The sequence below is a fragment of the Leeuwenhoekiella sp. A2 genome (genome assembly GCF_047946655.1).
In the GTDB taxonomy this organism is placed as follows: domain Bacteria; phylum Bacteroidota; class Bacteroidia; order Flavobacteriales; family Flavobacteriaceae; genus Leeuwenhoekiella.
Map to the genome: position 1 here is coordinate 3,635,017 of NZ_CP172311.1, position 20,180 is coordinate 3,655,196.

General features: G+C 34.4%; 15 protein-coding genes. 3 read left to right on the top strand and 12 right to left on the bottom strand.

The window, feature by feature from the left end:
- Positions 1-551: 551 nt before the first annotated feature.
- The 9 genes from ACH3PA_RS16015 to ACH3PA_RS16055 all read right to left on the bottom strand — a co-directional run bounded on the left by ACH3PA_RS16015 (position 552) and on the right by ACH3PA_RS16055 (position 12,765).
- The gene (locus ACH3PA_RS16015) at positions 552-1,694 is read right to left on the bottom strand and encodes a reverse transcriptase family protein (RefSeq protein ID WP_416442112.1); all 1,143 of its coding nucleotides are present in this window, start codon (positions 1,692-1,694) and stop codon (positions 552-554) included.
- 188 nt (positions 1,695-1,882) lie between these two features.
- Positions 1,883-3,157, bottom strand: a complete 1,275-nt coding sequence (locus ACH3PA_RS16020) for a hypothetical protein (RefSeq protein WP_416442113.1) — start codon at positions 3,155-3,157, stop codon at positions 1,883-1,885.
- Positions 3,158-3,181: 24 nt separating this feature from the next.
- The gene (locus ACH3PA_RS16025) at positions 3,182-5,962 is read right to left on the bottom strand and encodes a DEAD/DEAH box helicase (RefSeq protein ID WP_416442114.1); all 2,781 of its coding nucleotides are present in this window, start codon (positions 5,960-5,962) and stop codon (positions 3,182-3,184) included.
- 2 nt (positions 5,963-5,964) lie between these two features.
- The gene (locus tag ACH3PA_RS16030) at positions 5,965-6,990 is read right to left on the bottom strand and encodes a DUF1837 domain-containing protein (RefSeq protein ID WP_416442115.1); all 1,026 of its coding nucleotides are present in this window, start codon (positions 6,988-6,990) and stop codon (positions 5,965-5,967) included.
- 616 nt (positions 6,991-7,606) lie between these two features.
- Complete coding sequence (locus ACH3PA_RS16035; RefSeq protein WP_416442116.1) at positions 7,607-8,212, bottom strand: YceI family protein; 606 nt, start codon at positions 8,210-8,212, stop codon at positions 7,607-7,609.
- A 63-nt stretch (positions 8,213-8,275) separates the two neighbouring features.
- Positions 8,276-9,547: a hypothetical protein gene (locus ACH3PA_RS16040; RefSeq protein ID WP_416442117.1), complete on the bottom strand. Its 1,272-nt coding sequence runs from the start codon at positions 9,545-9,547 to the stop codon at positions 8,276-8,278.
- 26 nt (positions 9,548-9,573) lie between these two features.
- A complete protein-coding gene (locus ACH3PA_RS16045; protein WP_416442118.1) occupies positions 9,574-10,164 on the bottom strand; it encodes a YceI family protein in 591 nt (196 codons plus the stop codon).
- A gap of 676 nt (positions 10,165-10,840) precedes the next feature.
- On the bottom strand, positions 10,841-11,878 hold the full coding sequence (locus ACH3PA_RS16050; RefSeq protein ID WP_416442120.1) for a zinc-dependent alcohol dehydrogenase family protein: 1,038 nt from the start codon (positions 11,876-11,878) through the stop codon (positions 10,841-10,843).
- A 35-nt stretch (positions 11,879-11,913) separates the two neighbouring features.
- Positions 11,914-12,765 carry a universal stress protein gene (locus ACH3PA_RS16055; protein WP_416442121.1) on the bottom strand — a complete coding sequence of 284 codons (852 nt, stop codon included), beginning with the start codon at positions 12,763-12,765 and terminating at the stop codon, positions 11,914-11,916.
- A 202-nt stretch (positions 12,766-12,967) separates the two neighbouring features.
- Here ACH3PA_RS16055 and ACH3PA_RS16060 point away from each other — a divergent pair, with 202 nt between their 5' ends.
- The 3 genes from ACH3PA_RS16060 to ACH3PA_RS16070 all read left to right on the top strand — a co-directional run bounded on the left by ACH3PA_RS16060 (position 12,968) and on the right by ACH3PA_RS16070 (position 17,032).
- Positions 12,968-14,026: an AI-2E family transporter gene (locus ACH3PA_RS16060; RefSeq protein ID WP_416442122.1), complete on the top strand. Its 1,059-nt coding sequence runs from the start codon at positions 12,968-12,970 to the stop codon at positions 14,024-14,026.
- A gap of 114 nt (positions 14,027-14,140) precedes the next feature.
- Positions 14,141-15,892, top strand: a complete 1,752-nt coding sequence (locus tag ACH3PA_RS16065; protein WP_416442123.1) for a mechanosensitive ion channel family protein — start codon at positions 14,141-14,143, stop codon at positions 15,890-15,892.
- A 315-nt stretch (positions 15,893-16,207) separates the two neighbouring features.
- The gene (locus tag ACH3PA_RS16070; RefSeq protein WP_416448278.1) at positions 16,208-17,032 is read left to right on the top strand and encodes a carboxypeptidase-like regulatory domain-containing protein; all 825 of its coding nucleotides are present in this window, start codon (positions 16,208-16,210) and stop codon (positions 17,030-17,032) included.
- Here ACH3PA_RS16070 and lpxA read toward each other — a convergent pair.
- The 3 genes from lpxA to lpxD are packed head-to-tail and all read right to left on the bottom strand — an operon-like array spanning position 16,989 to position 20,170.
- Complete coding sequence (lpxA, locus tag ACH3PA_RS16075) at positions 16,989-17,735, bottom strand: acyl-ACP--UDP-N-acetylglucosamine O-acyltransferase (protein WP_416448279.1); 747 nt, start codon at positions 17,733-17,735, stop codon at positions 16,989-16,991. The genes ACH3PA_RS16070 and lpxA overlap by 44 nt on opposite strands.
- A gap of 1 nt (position 17,736) precedes the next feature.
- Positions 17,737-19,152: a bifunctional UDP-3-O-[3-hydroxymyristoyl] N-acetylglucosamine deacetylase/3-hydroxyacyl-ACP dehydratase gene (locus ACH3PA_RS16080; RefSeq protein ID WP_416442091.1), complete on the bottom strand. Its 1,416-nt coding sequence runs from the start codon at positions 19,150-19,152 to the stop codon at positions 17,737-17,739.
- The gene (gene lpxD, locus ACH3PA_RS16085; RefSeq protein ID WP_416442092.1) at positions 19,142-20,170 is read right to left on the bottom strand and encodes a UDP-3-O-(3-hydroxymyristoyl)glucosamine N-acyltransferase; all 1,029 of its coding nucleotides are present in this window, start codon (positions 20,168-20,170) and stop codon (positions 19,142-19,144) included. Before lpxD ends, ACH3PA_RS16080 begins: the two co-directional genes overlap by 11 nt.
- Positions 20,171-20,180: the final 10 nt, after the last annotated feature.

Consider the following 20,180-nt stretch of genomic DNA (forward strand, 5'->3'; position numbering starts at 1 on the left):
CTTTCGGGATTCTAAATTAGAAAAGGGCTATAAATAGGAAGGCATAGCCGACCGGTTTATGCGGCCGACTAATTTAGAATACTGTATTTTTTCTATCAAAAAAGGTATGCTGCCTGGAGCGAATCAAAAGGAAAATAAATCACGAAAGTAAAAGATTGGCGATTTTAAGTAGGATGCCCAGCGAACTCAGGCCGCAATGTCTAGCTCGAGTTGATACTACAAAATTGACATTTTTGGCCTGTGTTCAAGACCTTTTGGACGAACCTCTTTCACCGAAACCCAGTGCAGGGGAATGGGTGAGGACTGTTTAAATTTTACATACCACTTACATTTTCAGTGTTTTTCACGAAAAAAATTGCCTGTTTTCAAGGGCTCAGGAAGTTTTTCACGAAATTTCGAGTTCTTTCACCAAAAAATTAAAACATAAACATCCTTAAATCAATAGAATGAGTAGTCATAACCTCGCGTAGCGGGTTATCCTCTTGCTACTCATTTTATATTCGCTAAGCTACTAAAAATGGTACTTTCTATTTGGGAGGTAATTTAATTTCTTAAATAAACCAATCAATTTTACTGAATCCATGCAATAGTTTATCGCCAGCTTGACGATTCACAGAAGAAATAAAGCAAATATGTCCATAAAGCCAGTCATGAAAAATCAAAATACCTTGCGCCTTTTTACCTTTTTCAGAAATCCTTTTTAAATGATCTTGTACTCCAAATTTTCTGCAATAGTAGATATGAGAACCTATTTCTTTTCTGTATTTTTTTGATACATTCACACCATTTGCAGTAGTGAGGCCTGTTACATATTGTTTGCCTCCCTTATTTAAATATTGAATCTTTTTTTCATTTATAAAAAATTTTTCTTCTGAAATTATTCTTCTAATTATCTTAAGACTAGGGAGTTTTTGATTGTCTCTAATCGAAAATGTTAAATCATCGGCGTATCTAGTATATTTGAAACCTTTCCTAACAGAAAGTTGTTCAAATCTATAGTCCATTGTTTTTGCTAGAATATTGGCCAATGTAGGACTCGTAGGAGCTCCTTGAGGTAAAATAGAGGGCGTGCTTCCAATTTCATACTTCATTAATTCCAGTTCAGCCCTTGGCATAGTCTTCCAGTACTCTTGCCTATGTTTAGCTGTAGTAAGTTTAGCAAAGGCCACTGCTAAATTCTTTCTATACCCCATGTCTGCAAAAATGGTAAAAACCCTATTTTCAGTTATAGTATCAAAAAATTTAAGGAGATCGATTTTTAAAATAAGTTCCGATTTCTCGTGGGGTATAGCGTTATCCTTTATTGAAATTTCTTTTCTAAATCCAGTACAAGAATATTGGAGTTGATGTTTTTCTAAAATATTAACAAGTATCCATTTCTGGATAAATTTCAAATCTTTAGATGGGCTCATTATTTCTCGATAACCACCTCTTCTTTTCTTTATTTTAAAATAATTATAGCGATAATTCTTATATGGTTCATCTTGATATTCATTTGTTTTATTTTCACCTATCAGATGTCTCAAATAACCTGATTGAACACCAATTAGCATAGCTAAGTGCTCAATAGAAAATATTACGGGAAAATTTGAATCATCTAATTTTTTTGCATATGATATTGTTGCCTTAATAAAATCTTGTGACTTGTTTTCTTCTTGTGCTTGCTTTATAAATTTTTCAAAGGGGAATGACATAAATCTAGGTTACTCTATGTGAATGTTAACGCAGTATTGATATGCTATGTTATGAGATATCAAAGAGCTAACAATTGAAATTATACTATAAGCAAATAACATAGCATATTAATTTCTGTTAAGTAGCTTTAGTACTCCTCAAGATACTACCCTGAGAATCTCGAATACGAGAATTGGCTAACCCTTCATTATGTCAATCCTTTAAAAGTTTTTGGAATATAAATTAATTCTTTCGGTTTTAAATTTTGTTCTGTTTGCTCTCTAAACTTTTCTTTACTTATTCTTTGTTGAAGTTTCTTAAAGTAAACTGTAGCTTTTACAGTTAATTGTCGTGATAAATCAACATATTTTCTGCTTAATGCAAGATTGTAGACTTCATCAAGTTCTTGATCAGTTAATCCCAATATATGACATATTATGTAATCCTCAGTGCCGTCTAACTTTAGTTTTATCAAAGCAATTAATGAATGGTTTAATTTAGTGTTATATTTCCGTTGTTCTTCGACCCGGTCAGTATTTGCCGCCTCCCTATATTCTTTCAGACTAAGTAAATCAATATTAAGTCTATTACAAATGCCAATATAAAATGCTATTCCTTTTTTAAATTCTTTTGCTTCATCCATCCTTGTTTGAGCATGACGAGGATATAATGGTTCCCAATTATTACTCCACCAAAATATTGGTAAAGTATTATTAGGGGTTCCGTGAGAAAATGCCAACAGACCTTGAGAATTTTTGAATCCCCCCTTATAATTATTACTAATCTTTATTAATTTTTCATATTTTGAATTATTATTATAGTGTCTATCGAAGTTTCCTAACGCAACTAAAGGTGAAGAAATTTTATCAAATATCTTAGATCTCTCTTGAGCATAAACCTCTATATAATTGAAAGTATCTGTTATTTTATTCTTCCCTTCGGACATTATAACTGTACACAACACACAAACTTTAGGTAGTTCAATTCTACCTAATATCCATTTTTCTATTCCTTCATCTGTATACTCATCACAAAAAGTTTTTCCAGATCCAATAAAATCGTCTATCAGAATTATACATTTATAATTCTCTACATCTATCTTTTCTAGATCCTTGCTAATAGTGATTTTTCCATTGTGTTCAAGATTTTTATAGAAAGGGCTATGGCTAAGTGGATAAGTTACTAACGTACCACTTTTGCCAAATTTACCGTAAGGAATCACTAATGCTTTATCATCATCTTGAAGTTCTGAGAATATTTTTTTAAGTAAATCTTCAAGCCTATATTGCATCTCTGGAAAATTCACATATTCAAAAACTTGAAGTAAATCATAAGCATATTTAAGATCTTCCTCCTCAAAATTCTCTAACCATCTAACAATCTTAGAGGGCATAACTGAGAATTTCAATTTTGGTAATAGATTATCTATATTTCTTAGAGCTCTATTAGTAAACTTAAATGTATGTGGTTTGGCTACTCCCATATTCTATAATAGTTATCAATCTTATCATTGTTTATTATCCTCTTTTAGTAGTTTCAACCTTTTTAGGTATCTGTTGTAAATAGGTTTTAAACCATTGATAGTATTCTTTGTGCTCAACCAATAAGTAATTGTATTAGCTTCTCTATATTCATGTGTTGTAAGTTGCTTGTATTTTTTTGAAACACTTATAGCAACTGATCTAGAGATTCCTCCAGAAATTAAATTTCTAACATCTTTGTCCCGAGTCCCTAATTCTAAAGCTGTAGGGAGCCCCATTGTAATTTTATATTTTTCCTTTTCTTCTTCTGTTAAAATAGAATCTAAAACGTCTACTAAAAGCTTAGTGTATTTTACGAGTAGGTAAGTAACTACAGAAGAATTTATCTTTATGATTTTATTAATTAGCTTATTAACCTGATACTTATCATTAGGATCTAATCGTTCTTCAGGCAGTACTCGATTATCAGTTGCATAAAATTTAATATCATTATCAATAAGTTGCTTATAGCTGAGGCCTTGTAGCCAAGTAGTAGCGTGAATTGCTAAAACAGTTGGGTTCATATTGATTATACTGTATCGCTCAAATGCCTCTTGGCTTAGGCTAAAAATATTTTCCAAACCCTGAAATATTGTAAGTAACTGCCAAAAGAAAGGCCGGTCACTATTTGGTTTGTCTTCTACATCCTCTCTTCGTCTTCTTTTCTCTAAAATTGAATTTGGTGTGATAACCCAATTTGAAATATCACCATTTTTGACTTTTAGGTAGAGCTCATTTTGAAGAATTGGGTCTATAGATTGATTTTCAATATTTATCTTTCTAGGAACCTCAAGGCTATTCAAAGTTTGCTCGAGCGTTTGAATATGATCTTGAATTAATAATTCGGGAACTCCTTTCCCAGTAAGATAATAATCTATATTTTCTGGATTTTTTATATACCGGTTCCTAATAAATAGAGTAAGCTGCTTTTGCTGATAAGTGCCATTTTTATCTATTTTACCATCCTCACTTAATACCTCTATATCATTAATATTTAAACCTAAATATGCAAAGTTATATTGCGGGATATTCTTAGTCGAATAGGTTGTTATTTCTTTTTCATAGTCCGCGTCAAAGTATTCAGAAGGAAGTTTGCCTTTATGATCTGGTTTTTCTATAAAATAAATAGTCCCAAAAAGAGATTCACTTAATCTTCCTGCTCTACCTATTAAGTTTCCAAATTCAAAATCTGTTAAATCATCAAGATTTTTTCGAGGGGTAATAATAAATAGGTTATTGGCAGGTAAGTTTACACCCTCAATTAAAGTAGAAGTGCAAAAGAGATTATTAATTTCCCTATCCTGAAACAGCTCTTCTACTTCCTTTCGAATAATATCAGGTAATTTTCCGTGATGAAAGGCCACTCCTTTTTCCAAACACTCAATTAGTAAGTAATCTTTATGGAACTCATCTTTAAGGAATTCTATTAGTTCTCGAACACGCTCAGGAATTTCCATTTCATCTATAGACTCTTGATATTCTTGTGCCCATTTTTCAGCATAGTCTCCTCGATTACTGTAAATGAGATTAGAGTTTTCTGGTGCAACAAGATTGATTATTCTTTGAAGTATGTTACCGTTAGTGCCATTTTTAAATAAGGTTTCAGCATTAAAATTAGTTTCGGCTTCTAGGAAAAAAGGTTTATTAATACCATCTCTCACTTCTACTTCTATATTTTGAGAGTCGCTAGACCTTATAATTTTCTTGAATTGTATTACTGGAGATAATTGAGTTACAAAAGATTTTGCCACTCTTCCAAATAGTTCGTTATAGGTCTTTTCTGGATTTAAGATATGTGGTCCAGCAGTTATTAATTGAGCTTTAGGGAACTGAATAGATAAATCTTCAAAAACATTTTCAAAAGTTGCTCCTCGACCTTGCTCGTCCTCCACACCTTGAATTTCGTCAATAAAAATAAAATCTAGTTTTATTTTAGATTCTAAATCCGCAGTTAATAATTTTATACATCTTTCAGGAGTAAGAATATAGAGAACCTTTGGCTCTCGATAAACTTCTTTTAAGAAGGCTTCTTCTTTCTCAGGTTTTTCATCATCATTTCCAATGAAAGCAGTACGTATAAGAGTATTGGAGTTTCTAAGCTCAATTCTAAATTCTTCACTTACCTGATTTATTAAAGCTCTACTAGGAACAACAAATAGTGCTTTATAAGTATTTCTTATAAAAAAAACTTCAGCTAGATATTGTTTAATTATAAAGGACTTTCCAGAAGAAGTTGGTGCCGAGACTGCTAAGTTTGATGTTTCATTTAACCCATTCCATAATTTCTTTTGGAAAGAAGTAAGTAAAACAGAACCCGTATCTGTGCTAATAGTATTATGTTGTCTTTGTAAACTTAATTCTAGGGATAAAAGACCGTCATAACCAAGAAATGGGAATGGACTTTCTGTGGAGTTAGCATCCGAAATTAATTCCTTGAAAAAACGAGTAGCTGTTAAATTACCTATTCTAGAAAATAGAATGTAACATAAGCCTATAATATAAGTATTTTCTTTCTTTTCTGCATTGGTTAGATATAGAAGTGATGCAAATCGCTGTGCTCTTATTCTATGAGCTTCAATATCACTATTTGCTAATATTGAACACAACCATACAGCTTTCCTCAAGAGTTTGAAATCAATTTCTTTTTCTTTATTTATTGTATAAGCAAAATAATTGCTGTGAAGAAAGTTTAAATTTATAGCAGAAAAAACTTCCTGAAGAGAAGTATGATTATAGGCTTGATGTTGTAAAGTTTTATCTCCTTCCATCCCTATAACAACTTATCATCCATTGCAGCCCTAAATTTTGATACGTCATCAACCGGAAAAAGAAAAAAATCCAAAAAACTATGTTCTAGATTTTGATTTTTAATATGATTAGTTACAAGATCAAAGACCTCTTGTTTCTGTTTTAACCGTTTTACAAGTTCCTTTGAAATTAATTCTTTGAACTCATCACTTGAGGTAGCTTTCTTTTGAATTTTCAAAATAAAAGCACGCTCGTACATTAAAATTATAGGGTGTACTAAGATTTGACTTTTATAAGCTTCAGTTTCTGGATCTAACCGATCATACAATTCATCAATATCAACACCATCTATCTCATATGTATCGATATTATCCCGAGCAATTAAAAGTTCGTGATTCCGATTATGAGCACTTTCTCGATCATTATGATATCTATTTATTGATCCTAACGCATCTACTATAGCCCCGGATAAGCTTTGCATTATTTTAGATTCACCAAACAAAATAGCTCTTTCATTATTGTAATCACCTAAAAAAACACCATCACTTCCCTTTACCTCATCATTTACATTTGTCAAATGTTTTATTTTATGCGCAATCATTTTACAACCAAGAACACTTTCTACCAAGGCAAAAAGTAAAAGTTCACCATATTTTCCGCCTATATAACTCTCACCTTTTTTACGAAAAAAAATACGGCTTTGATTAAAGATTTGACTCCATGTGTCCCTTTCAACCCGTTCACTTTCCTCCGCAACTAAATTCAAAATATCTGCTTCCTCAATATTTGGATTTGCTTTTCGAATAGCAACTTCATTACGCTTATGTTGTCTGGATATATCTTTTTCAATTTCTTTGATACTATAAACATAATGTGGAATAATTTTAGAAAGGAAATTACTTAAAGAAAGATAATCCATCTGAGTGGAAGAAGGCATAATAGTATAAACCCTCATATTAACCTTACTCCCTATCTTTTCTGTAAGGTGGGAAATTAATTCTTCTTCAACCCACCGTTTATTAATTTGAATAAGATTACTTTTAGTCATAAATCACTTAAAACTATAAATATAAAATGGTTTTTAAGAAAAATTATAAACATTTTGTATAAGAGAATTTAAATTAGTTACATCTACGTCTTTCCTTCTCTATAATTACCAGATCTAATCTGCCCATATTATCAATAAGCTTATTCTCTAAAACTCTTGCATAAATTTTTAGTTGTAAAAAGCTTAGAATGCCAAAGACTTTAGAAACTGTTTGAATTAAAGCAACAATTGATAGATTGACCCAGGCACAAAGTATTTTGGGCAGAGCGAAAACTGACTAATCAAATAAGACATATATTGAATTTACCGAAACAGGAAAGTATTTTCTAATAGAGCTTTATGCAAAAAAAAACAATAGTTGATTACTTAAAAATTGATTTTTAAAGAATAATTTTTTTACCTTTATTTTAATTTTAGATACAATCATTTAGTCTTATTTGACTAGAAATCGGCAATAAGGTGTAACTCCTTTATTAACAGGTCAAAAACATTGATATAACTGGGGTGATAGTTGCCAATAACGTGCTCTCATCCCGACAAAGTTTCAACTAAAAAATCCGCTGAAAATCGATCGATTTCAGCGGATTTTTAGCTTTTTAAGCCACTTTTTCTAAGGCTAATTACTTTGAGAATGGGTAAATCTTTGTATATCTTGAAATTGAGCTGCAATATTAAAATTGATTTCGATATCATCTTTTATAACAATCAATCCAAAAAGCTTTGTAGGCAGTGATAATTCATAATCACTAAGTTTTAAAGAAAGCACACCATTAAAAGTTTGATAATCACCTTCACTTACCACAACAGGAACATTATATTCTTTGTTTTTACCAGCCATTGTTATATTAACCTGTGCTACTAACTTATCTCTATGTATGGTCGCTTTAATTAATTCTAAAGTTATTTCAGGATACTCATCTGTTTTCAATAATTTCTGAAAATCTCTATTTATCCCTTTACTTCCGCAATCAAAACCTTTCGCATTGAGTACAAGGCTGGCATTTTTAAAAGTGATCACGCCATTCTTATCGCAATAAGAAATTAATTGACATGGTTTTAGATAATCAGTATTAAACCTGCAGGTAAACGTATTTACATTGGTTTTGCCTGTTATATTTAACTCACTGCTTTTAAGAACCTCTACAGCTTTTTTAGTATATGAGCTTTGCGCGAAAGCAAATGCGCCACATAGAATCATTAGGAAAAATAGTTTCGATTTCATCTTGATAATTTTTAAAAGGTGAAGAGACATACCTTCTCCCCACCTTTACTCACCAATCATGCTTTAAAAACTTATAGCTGCTTCAAAAGATAAGCCTTTAAAGTTACCGTCATTATGAATGTCTATTACAGGGTAATCATTATAGTCCTGGGTCATGTACTCTATTTTCATCAAGATATTTTTTGTCATAAACCATCCTGCAGCCAGTTGAAAACGATTTACGCTTACATCTGTACCACCTTCCAGTTCCCCGTCAACAAGATTATATCTTCCTCCTACATAAATATTCTCTGTAGGGCCAAAACGGTAAACTAATTCTCCAGAATATTGATTCCAGGTGCGATTATCACTTTCTGTAGATTTTTTACCGGTTGCAGTTTCAAAAATTCCAAAGAACTCTAAGCCTTTATACTTTAAAAATGGATTAATCATTACAGATGTCATTTCATTTTTAAGATCGGGATTAATACGTCCTGCACGAAAACCATCACCTGTGCCATCTGCTGCTGTCATAACATTATAATATCTTGATCCAGAACGGTCACCACTATATAAATAAGCACTTCCGGTTTGATTAGTTTTATAGATAGACCCTGTTAATCGTAGTCTTAGATCTGGTGCTACCGTATTGTCATAGCCTACTTTAGCTAAAAATGAAGGACTTGTAGTTTCAGGATTTGTAACAGCCTGATTTAATTTACCGTTAGTAACACCTAACATTCCTAACCAGCCGTCATTAAAAAGATATACTTCTGCTCCTACTTCAGTAGTAAAGCTATCCATCAAATAATTACCCACAAAAGGATTGTAGAGAGCCATTGCATTATCTGTTCTTCTAAAGTGAGCATCACCGTAGTTATTTTCCATGTGTCCTATTTTAACACGCATATGGTTCATCAATTCTTCCATAAAACCCTTTTGTATAAAATCGAGTTTATCTATTTGAATGTACCCACCTTTTACGTAGGTTTCTGTATGGTGCTGTGATGAAAGATATGTACGCAAGTGCATCCTAACGCCATCGTATAAAGCAACGTCCAGATCAAGATTTGCTGTAGCTAGATTAAAATTATCACCTATATCTTGCAAAACCGGAGTTGCAGTATTACCTGAATTCTCGTGATCAATAGATTGATATTGCAAAGTAGATGCACCTCCTATTCTTACATGAAGACCATCAAAGGTTGTTATAGTATCCTTAGGAGCTTCAAATTGATCTATCCCGCGTTTGTCTGGTTTTCTGTAGTTATCTAAGTCACGCTGACTTTGAGCTTGTACGGCCATTCCAAATAAAAACAGGCAAATAAGACTAAAATATTTTATTGAATTTTTCATGATGTTGATTTTTAAACTGTTAAATATTAATTGGTGAAAGTTGCTTTGAATTTAATTATGACCTTTTCGCCTGTTGTAATGGTGCCAAACAATGCTTTTGGAGGTTCAATTTTATAGTCGGTCATGTTGATTTCTTTCTCTCCGGAGAGTGTAATCTTACTTTGCACGATCTTAGCGTCAAAGACTAAAGAAATAGGCTTAGTAACCCCTGCCAGCATAAGATCTCCTGTGGTATTTACTGTATATTCTCCACTGTTTTTGGCATTAATGCTTTCTACAGATTTTAATTTGTAGGTGATATTTTGATAATCTTTTGTATTGAGAGCTTTAAATGTGTTTTTATCCATCCCGTTCTTGCCGCTCTTTAAGCTCTCTGCCAGAATTGATAAGTCTAATTTGCTAATGCTCTTTAATACATTTCCCTCTTGTTTTACTTCAATTGTTCCCTGCATGTTTTCTACCGTCAGTTCCCAGTCATGTAGGTTAGAAGTACCAAAAACCGCCATTTGCGAAGCTGATTTTTGAAGAGTAAAGGTTTGTGCTAGAAGTGATGCATTGAGACTTAGAAAAGAGATAACCAGAATTGTGGTTAAACGATAAGTACCTAAAATTTTCATGGTGATTGTTTTTAATTATAGGACAAAGTTGCAACCGCAATGAGTCTTATAAAATGACGAATGTCACCTTTGAAATAAATGGTTTAATGAATTTGTTGACTACAACGATTGAATTAAAAAATTCATTTAAAATTCGAAAATCAAGTTGCGTGATATGTAGAAAATAAACACATAAAGCCTGAAATATGGCAAAGAAAAAGGAGGTAAAAACCTCCCTTTTTCTATATAAAATCGCTCTTTTTTAGGCTAATTCTCTGTTTGTTATACCAATTTGGTGTTTATTGAGTTTAAAGAATTTAGCTTAAGCGAAAAGAAAATTTACCCCATTATTTTAAACCCTATCGTGCTAAATAAAAAGCCCAGACTTGCACAAAGAGCGGAAAGCCGGTTTTTATCAAGTTTTGAGATAGGTGCTATATCCTGGAATATTAGATATATAATATCGCCTCTAGAGAATAGCATCAAGGCTGCTGTAGTATCTGGTTTATCTAAAAAAGTAAGCTATAATAACTCCTAAGAATATCGTGATGCCTGATATAAAAGCGCACAGGATTACCAGAACTATATCTTCCATTTTATAATAATAGAAAGAGGCTTCTAATAGGTGAAGTTTTGAGAAACTGAATACATTCAGTGAAAAACCTTCTTTTAGAAAACCTCTCTCGTTATTGACAAATTAATTAGTTAGGATAACTTTTAATGCTTTCTCTTTGGCAGCATTGTCAAAGGTTTCATAGGCATCAATGATATTGTCTAATTTAAAATGATGGGTTATAAGTTGGCTAGGATCAAGTTTACCTGATTGAACATTTTTAAATAACATAGGCGTAGTTTCTGTATCTACTAATCTGGTGGTTATTGTAACATTATGTGACCACAGCGTTTCTAAATGCAGATCAACTTTTTTACCGTGAACCCCAATATTAGCGACGTAACCTCCTGCTGTGACAATTTTGGCACAAAGTTCAAAAGTAGCAGGAACCCCTACCGCTTCTATAGAGGTATCTACTCCCCTGTTCTTAGTTAATTGCATCACTTTTTCTACCGCTTTACCATCTGCGCTGTTGATCGTGTGGGTAGCTCCAAATTTTTTAGCAGCCTCCAGCCTATTATCATCAAGATCAATCATTATTATATTTGCCGGACTAAAAAATTGTGCGGTCAAAAGAGCCGCCATGCCTATAGGTCCTGCTCCTACTATAGCTACAGTGTCACCAGGCTGAACTCTGCCTTTTAAAACCCCACACTCAAAACCTGTAGGTAAAATATCGCTCAACATTACCAGAGAATCTTCATCTGATCCTTCTGGGATAGGATATAAACTGGTTTCAGCATATGGAATGCGTACATATTCTGCCTGAGTGCCATCTATGGTATTACCTAAGATCCAGCCGCCATTTTCACAATGTGAGTACATTGCTTTTCTGCAATATTCACATTTACCACATGCGGTTATACAGGAAATCAATACATGGTCACCTTTTTTAAAGGAGTTTACAGCGCTCCCGGTTTCTTCAATAATGCCCACACCTTCGTGACCAATAATACGCCCATCTGTAACAGTAGGAACATCACCTTTCATAATATGCAAATCTGTACCACAAATTGTGGTTTTACTGATTCTTACAATAGCATCAGTAGGCTCTTTTATTTCAGGTTTTGGTTTTTCTTCCCATGATTTTTCGCCTGGACCATGATAAACAAGTGCTTTCATAATTATAGATTTTAAATGTGAATATTTACATACTTCTAGCCGTTTAAATCATGAAGTGCCAGAATAGGAACTATCATAGCGTTACCCATATCTTTTACCAGTGATTTGGAAAAAATACTATCAAAGAACTTGTGCTTTTTATTGATAAAAGCGATCATTCCGCTCTGTCTGCTCTCTACAAAATGCCTCAACCCTAATTCTACTTCACTGCCTGTGAGCGTATGACATGTATAGTCTATACCTGTGAAAATTTCTTTTAATAATTCTTTGTTTTCTTGCTGCTCACTCGATAATTCATTTGCATTAGTCACATGTAAAATCCTTACCGGAGCATGAGAAATCTTTGATATTTCAATAAGATGATTAAGTTCAGCATGTTTATAATGAGTGGCGTAATTAGTAGGAAATACGATCTCATTAGGATATTTAGACTGGGTATTATGAGGAATTACAAGCACTGGGCAATTGCGTACTTTTTCCATAATACTCACTGTTCTGCTGCCATAAACTAAATTTTGAGAATTGTTCTCGCCTTTAGCACCCATGACAATAAGTTGAATATCTTTTTTTTCGACCTGATCTTTAAGAACATCAAGTAAAGAACCAAATTCTGAATAGAAATGAAATGTATGCGCCCAATCTTTAGGAAGAGATTCCAGATATGTTTTTACAGAATCCATATTGTTTTCTGATGCAGATCGCATTTCATTCAGTGTATCATGATCAGGTTTTGGAATCAATAAACTATCTGCAGAAAAACCTGAACGGTAATAGGCGTTTACTACATAAAACTCACAGACTTTATTGTTATACAACTCTGTAGCATAAATAAGTGCATTAAGTGAGTTTTTAGAAAAATCTATAGGAATTAAAATCTTGGTTTTCATCAGATGGTTTTTAAAATTCCATCAAATTTACAGACCTCAATGCGTATGAAAAATGACAAAGATCATCATCACTTATTAATAATTAAGACCACCTTGTATTCATAAGACCCTTTTCTAATGCTTATTTTTTAGTTCTAACAAACTGTTAAGTAGGTAATAGATTTGATTTTTGTAATTTCTTTCCAGATTTTAAAAATTATATATGAATAAATACTTCAAAATCTTTTGCTACTCCTTTGGTATTATAATTGGGAGCTATTTTTTAATATCGGGATTAATTAAAGCACAATCATTTTTCTCTCCTTTAATCACAGCAGTTGTATTGAGCTTAATCATATTACCTCTTGCAAAAAAAGTTGAAAGGAAACTCTCACGATCTGCCACGGCGCTACTTGCGGCTCTATTTTTCTTCTTGATTTCTTTGGGCTTTGCTGCATTAATTTCTATTCAGATCAAATCTTTTGTAGATGAATGGCCTAACATCAAAGAAACCATGAAACCTAAAGTTGAAAAACTAAAGAACTGGGCGGTACAAACATTACCTATATCTGAAGATGATCTTAAATTAAATCAGGAAAAACAGAAAACACTTACGAGCCAATCATCTGCAGGATCAAAATCAGGAAGCTTACTGGCTGGTATTAGCGGTTTCTTAGGCAATTATCTTCTTACATTTATCTACATATTTTTCCTGCTGAGTTATCGCCATATGTTTAAAGTATTTATTCTACGTGCCTTCCCAGAAAAGAATAGACAGCGCGTTACTACAGCTATTGATAAATCTGCACAGGTCGCTCCCCATTATTTGCAGGGTAAGTTAATTCTTATAGCACTTCTTTCTGTATTATATGCCATTGGCCTGGGAATTTCTGGTGTGAGTAATTTTATGCTTGTGAGTATCTTAGCAGCCATACTTTCTCTCCTGCCCTATATTGGTAATCTCATAGCATTTTTTATAGCCATGAGCCTTGGGTATCTTACATCTGGTGAAACAGGTGTTTTAATAGGTATAGTGCTCACTTTTTCTGTGGCACAGTTTGTAGAAAGTTATGTGCTTGAGCCTTATGTAGTGGGAGATCGTGTAGATCTGCATCCCTTCTTTGTCATTCTTGCAGTAATCATTGGCAACATGATTTGGGGTATCATCGGGATGCTGCTTGCTATACCTCTAGCTGCAATCGTAACGGTTATTTTACTTCATATTCCGCCATTAAAAGATGTGGGAATCCTGTTAAGTAAACATCAGTTTGAAGAAAAATAAGTATATCCAGGGGCGCTGATTTTAGGTGATGAATGAGCGATAATTAGTCGGCTAGAGCCTATTTTAACGTAATTGTAATAAATTTTGAATAAAAATGCGCTTAATTTATGCACAATGAAAATCTTCACTTCCCCCATATTTACGCTTTGGTTAACTTTCAACCTCGTTTTATCTTTCCCTTTAAGGGCTTTTCAGGCCGATACTTCTAAGGTAGAAAAGCATCAGGATTTTCCTCCTTCAGAAGAGACCACCTCACAAACCGGAAATTTTGAACCTAATGCGATAAGAGAGTATAACGAAGCATATTATATACTAAGCCGACTGAATAAAAGTATAGGTCTTCCGCCTAATAAATTTAATTTTCAGTCACCACAGGCTACTCTTGAGCATTTTGTGATCAGCGCCAGAAACGGAAATTATGAAGATGCCGCTTACGCTCTAAATCTCAATTTACTCCCTGACAACACTACTATAGAAGAGGCTGCAGAATTAGCAGAGAAGCTCTATTTCGTATTAAACCAAAGAGTAAAAATAGACTGGAGCGGTCTTTCAGACAGGCCAGATGGTCAAACCGATATTCAGACAACAACTAATCAGGCAATAGCGGGCAACCCGCGCAGAAGTGTAGTTTTTGGTGAGATAGATATTGAGGGGCGGGATGCCGTTCTCAGGTTGCAACGTGTAAAATATAAAGACTTTGGTGCGTTCTGGTTAATTTCTTCAAATACGGTTGAAAATATAGACAGTTTGTATGCGCTGTACGGCCCCAGACAATTAGACCGCATGATGCCAGACTGGGCAAGAATACGTTTATGGAACATGCCTATCTGGAAATTTGCAGGTACTTTAATTCTCATATTATTATCCTATTACTTAGGCAGATTCTGCATCTACATTCTTAAACTAATTTTTAAAAAATCTGGAAAATCGTGGATGAACACAATTGCTAAAAAACTTGCTGTGCCGGCTGGTTTTGCAATAGGTGTTCTCTTTTTTTATGTGACGCTTAATAAGCTTATTTCCTTTGGCGGAACCTTCGCAAGCACACTTTATGCGATTTTACTTATTACCGTAATTGGTGCAATTACCTGGTTTATAATGCGATTTATAGACTCTTTTATGCTCTATCTGGCCGAAAATAAAATAGGTGACACAAATCCCGAAGAAAATTCTGAAGCGCGCATGATGCTAACCTATGTCTCTGTTGCGCGGCGAGTAATTACCTTTCTGGTCATAATTATAGGCGGCTCTGTCATTCTTTCACAATTTAGATCCCTTGAAAAACTGGGTATTTCACTACTGGCTTCTGCCGGAGTTGCAACCGTAATTCTGGGTATTGCGGCACAAAGCACGCTGGGTAATATTATTGCAGGAATTCAAATTGCTCTTACACGCCCGGCTCGTATAGGTGATACCGTAATTATAAATGATGACTGGGGTTATGTAGAAGATATTCGATTTACGTATATGGTAGTTAGAACATGGGATCAACGACGCCTAATTGTACCATTAAAACAGGTGGTAACACAAACTTTTGAAAATTGGTCTATGACAAGTGCACATCAAATTAAGCCGATAATTCTTTATGCTGATTATAGAATAAATGTGCAGGAAGTACGTGATAAATTTGAAGAACTACTCGAGAATTCAGATGATTGGGACCGTGAGAATCCACCCAGCGTGCAAGTTGTAGAGGTCACTGAAAAAGCGATGAAAATAAGAGCGCTTTGTAGTGCTAAAGATGCTTCTACATCCTGGGACTTACATTGCAAATTGCGTGAAGATCTCGTAGCTTTTATCTGTAAACTGGAAGACGGCGCTCATTTATCAAAGTCGCGTCTGCTGTTTGAAAATAAGCCTGAGTAATTCTTGTTCCATTTCCCTTTTTTTATAGAATTTCAAATATTATATATTCTTTTAAATAATATTATATTTCAGGAAAATTGATTGGTTAATTTTTCGCTTTAAGCGAAAAAAACACCTCCCGATTTCACCTCGTAAAAGACGATTTTTAGGTGTAAAATCCCGATTTTTTATTTAAACATTCTAATAATAGGCTTTCAACAAAAAGAGGACCATAAAATTCAATTAATTACAAATCAGAGTTTTTTATGAACAAAAAGTTTTTAATTAAATCTTTTTTGTTCAACTTAGAGGTTATCAACTAACCAAAAAGTAATTATGAAGAACTTTACTTTTGTCTTATTTCTCCTCTTTTCAATTTATAATTCAACCGCACAAATCGTTTCGGGAAAAGTAACAGATGCTGTAGGAATGCCCTTTCCCGGCGTCTCTATTATTATTGAAAAAAATAACACAGGCACTACTACAGATTTTGACGGTAATTACCAGATAAACGCTACTCCTTCTGATATTTTGAAATTTACATATATCGGGATGAAATCACAGGAAATCGCTGTGGGACAGCAAAAAACGATAAATGTTGTACTGCAGGAAGATACACAGCAACTTAACGAAGTTGTTGTAACTGCCCTTGGTATTAAAAAGGAAAAACGATCTGTAGGTTATGCTGTACAAGAAATAGGCAACGATGAGCTTACGCGAAACAGCAACACCGATGTATTAAGTGGGATTCAGGGTAAAGTCGCCGGAGTAACAATAAATTCTACCAGTGGTGCTGCAGGAGCGGGTTCTAGTATAATAATACGTGGTATTACATCCTTAAATCCTTCCGCAAATAATCAGCCATTATTTGTAGTTGATGGTATCCCAATAAGTAACGAGAGCCCTACAGGTAGCGTTTTACCCAGTACAGGTTCTAATGCTCCGTCATCATCAGAGCAATTCTCTTTTACAAACCGTAGTGCAGACCTCAACCCCAATGATATTGAAAGCGTATCTATACTAAAAGGTCCGGCAGCTACTGCTTTGTATGGCGTACGAGCCGCTAACGGGGTTGTCGTCATTACAACAAAGAAAGGAGCCAGCGGTGAGATGACATTTAATCTAAAAAGTACAGTTGTATCTCATCACGTTCTGGTGTAGCTTCCATTTCGGCTTCAATAATATTTACTGCTTGCGTATTATTGTAGTTTTTCTGGTATAAAATGCGATAAATGTCCTGAATTTCCCGAATTTTTTCCGTGGTAAAACCTCTTCTTCTTAGTCCGATGGAATTAATCCCCACATAAGATAAAGGTTCTCTACCTGCTTTTACATATGGCGGCACATCTTTTCGCACAAGCGAACCACCAGTTACAAAAGCATGGCTACCAATAGTACAAAATTGTTGTACTGCTGCCATACCGGCCAGTACAACATAGTCTCCTACCTGAATATGACCGGCTAATGTACTGTTATTTGAAAATATACAATTATCTCCTACAATGCAATCATGCGCTATATGACTATAAGCCATTATCCAGCAGTTTTTACCTAACTGGGTTTTCATGCGATCTGTTGTCCCTCTATTGATAGTGACACATTCTCTTATGGTTGTGTTGTCACCAATTATAGTAACTGTATCTTCATCATCAAACTTTTTATCCTGAGGAATAGCAGAAATCACAGCTCCAGGAAAAATATTTACATTTTTACCTATACGTGCACCTTCCATAATAGTAACGTTAGATCCTATCCAACTACCCTCTCCTATGACGACGTTATTATTTATAGTTGTAAAAGGTTCTATTACAACATTCTTTGCAATTTTTGCACCTGGGTGCACATAAGCTAATGGCTGATTCATACTACTTCTCTTCTTTCTTTACTTTAACAATCTGCGCCATAAGTTCTGCTTCTGTGACGAGTTTTCCATTCGCGTAAGCATATCCTTGCATGTGACATATACCGCGGCGTATAGGTGATAATAATTCTAATTTAAAAACCAAAGTATCTCCCGGCAAAACCTGTTGCTTAAATCTTACATTATTTATTTTCATAAAATAGGTAAGATAATTCTCAGGATCTGGTACTGTACTTAATACTAAAATACCACCTGTCTGTGCCATAGCCTCCACCTGAAGCACACCTGGCATAACAGGAGCACCCGGAAAATGACCAACAAAGAATGGCTCATTCATAGTGACATTCTTTAAGCCCACCACATGATGATCTGATAATTCTAATATTTTGTCTACCAAAAGAAATGGTGGCCTGTGAGGCAGCATTTCCATAATGGCATTTACATCTTTAACGGGAGGTTTGCTCAAATCATATGTAGGTATATTATTTCTCTTTTCCTGACGTATAACTTTTTTGAGCTTTTTAGCAAACTGTGTATTTACATAATGCCCGGGTTTATTAGCAATAACCTTACCTTTTATATGTGTTCCCACTAAAGCAAGATCACCTATTACATCAAGGAGTTTATGTCTGGCAGCCTCATTGGGATGATGAAGTGTTAGATTGTCAAGTATGCCATTAGGTTTAACCGAAATATTATCTTTCTTAAAGGCTTCTCTCAACTTATCCATCGTGCCAGGAGAAAGCTCTTTATCAACGTATACAATTGCGTTATTTAAATCACCCCCTTTAATAAGACCGTGATCAAGAAGCATCTCTATCTCATGAAGAAAGCTGAATGTACGCGCATTAGATATTTCGCCTTTAAATTCAGTAATACTCTTAATGCTTGCATTTTGAGTACCCAGAACTTTTGTACCAAAATCAACCATAGTGGTCAACTGGTACTCATCTGAAGGCATTAACATGATCTCGCTCCCAGATTGCTCGTCTAAGTAATTGATAACTTCTGTTACCACATATTCTTCACGATAAGCCTCCTGTTCCTGCAGCCCTACACTCTCTAATGCTTCTATAAAATATTTTGAAGAACCATCCATAATAGGAGGTTCAGAAGCATCAAGTTCTATAATGATGTTATCAATATCTAAACCAACACAAGCTGCAAGAACATGCTCACTGGTTTGAATTGTAACCCCCATTTTTTCAAGATTGGTACCTCGCTCTGTACTGGTAACATAGTCTGCGTCAGCTTCTATGATCGGGTGTCCTTCCAGGTCTACACGTTTAAAAGCATAACCCGTATTTTCTTTGGCTGGTTTAAAGGTAAGGGTAACATTTTTACCTGTATGCAAACCAACGCCGGTTAAAGAGACTTCACCGGCGATTGTTTTTTGTTTTCCCTTGGTCTTACTTATCATGGGAGATATCTTTTGTCAAATTGTTTACTCGTTGTACAATAGATGGAAGATTTTTAAAATGCACGTATGATTTATTAAAATCTCCATATGATAGTGCCGGCGAACCCTGCACTGCTTCATCATCTTTTAAATTTCTAGAAATACCAGACTGGGCCTGTATTTTTACACGGTTGCCTATAGTTATATGACCTACAATACCTACCTGGCCACCTATAAGGCAATGCGAACCAATTTTTGTTGATCCTGCTATTCCCGTTTGTGCGGCTATGGCTGTATGCTCGCCTATTTCAACATTGTGAGCTATCTGTATCTGGTTGTCCAGTTTAACCCCTTTTCTGATGATAGTAGATCCTAATGTAGCTCTATCTATAGTTGTCCCTGCACCTACATCTACATTATCCTCTATGATAACATTACCTGTTTGAGGTACTTTGCTATATTCTCCCTTTTCATTTGGTGAAAAACCAAAACCATCTGCACCTATTATAGCACCACTATGTACATAAACCTCGTTGCCTATTATCGTTTCCGAATAAATTTTAGCTCCGGCAAAAATAACACAGTTATCACCTATTGTAACATTATCGCCTATATAAACATTGGGATAGATCTTTACGTTCTCTCCTATTTTTACATTACTGCCTAAATAAGAGAAAGCACCTAAATAGATATTCTCACCATAAGAAGCGCTTTCTGAAATAAAACTAGGATTTTCAATTCCTGTCTTATTCAGTTTTACCATGTTATAGTATTCCAGTAGTTTCGAAAACGATTTATAGGCGTCGTCAACACGTATGAGCGTTGTTGTGATTTCCTGTTCAACCTGAAAATCGCGGTCTACTATAGTAATACTTGCTTGGGTTGTATATATATAAGGAGTGTACTTTGGATTTGCTAAAAAAGTTAGCGAACCCTGTTTTCCTTCTTCAATTTTTGATAGCATTGAGACTTCGGCATCAGCATTACCTTCTACGGTACCTTCCAAAATCCCAGCAATCTGTGCAGCTGTAAATTTCATTATCGCAAAA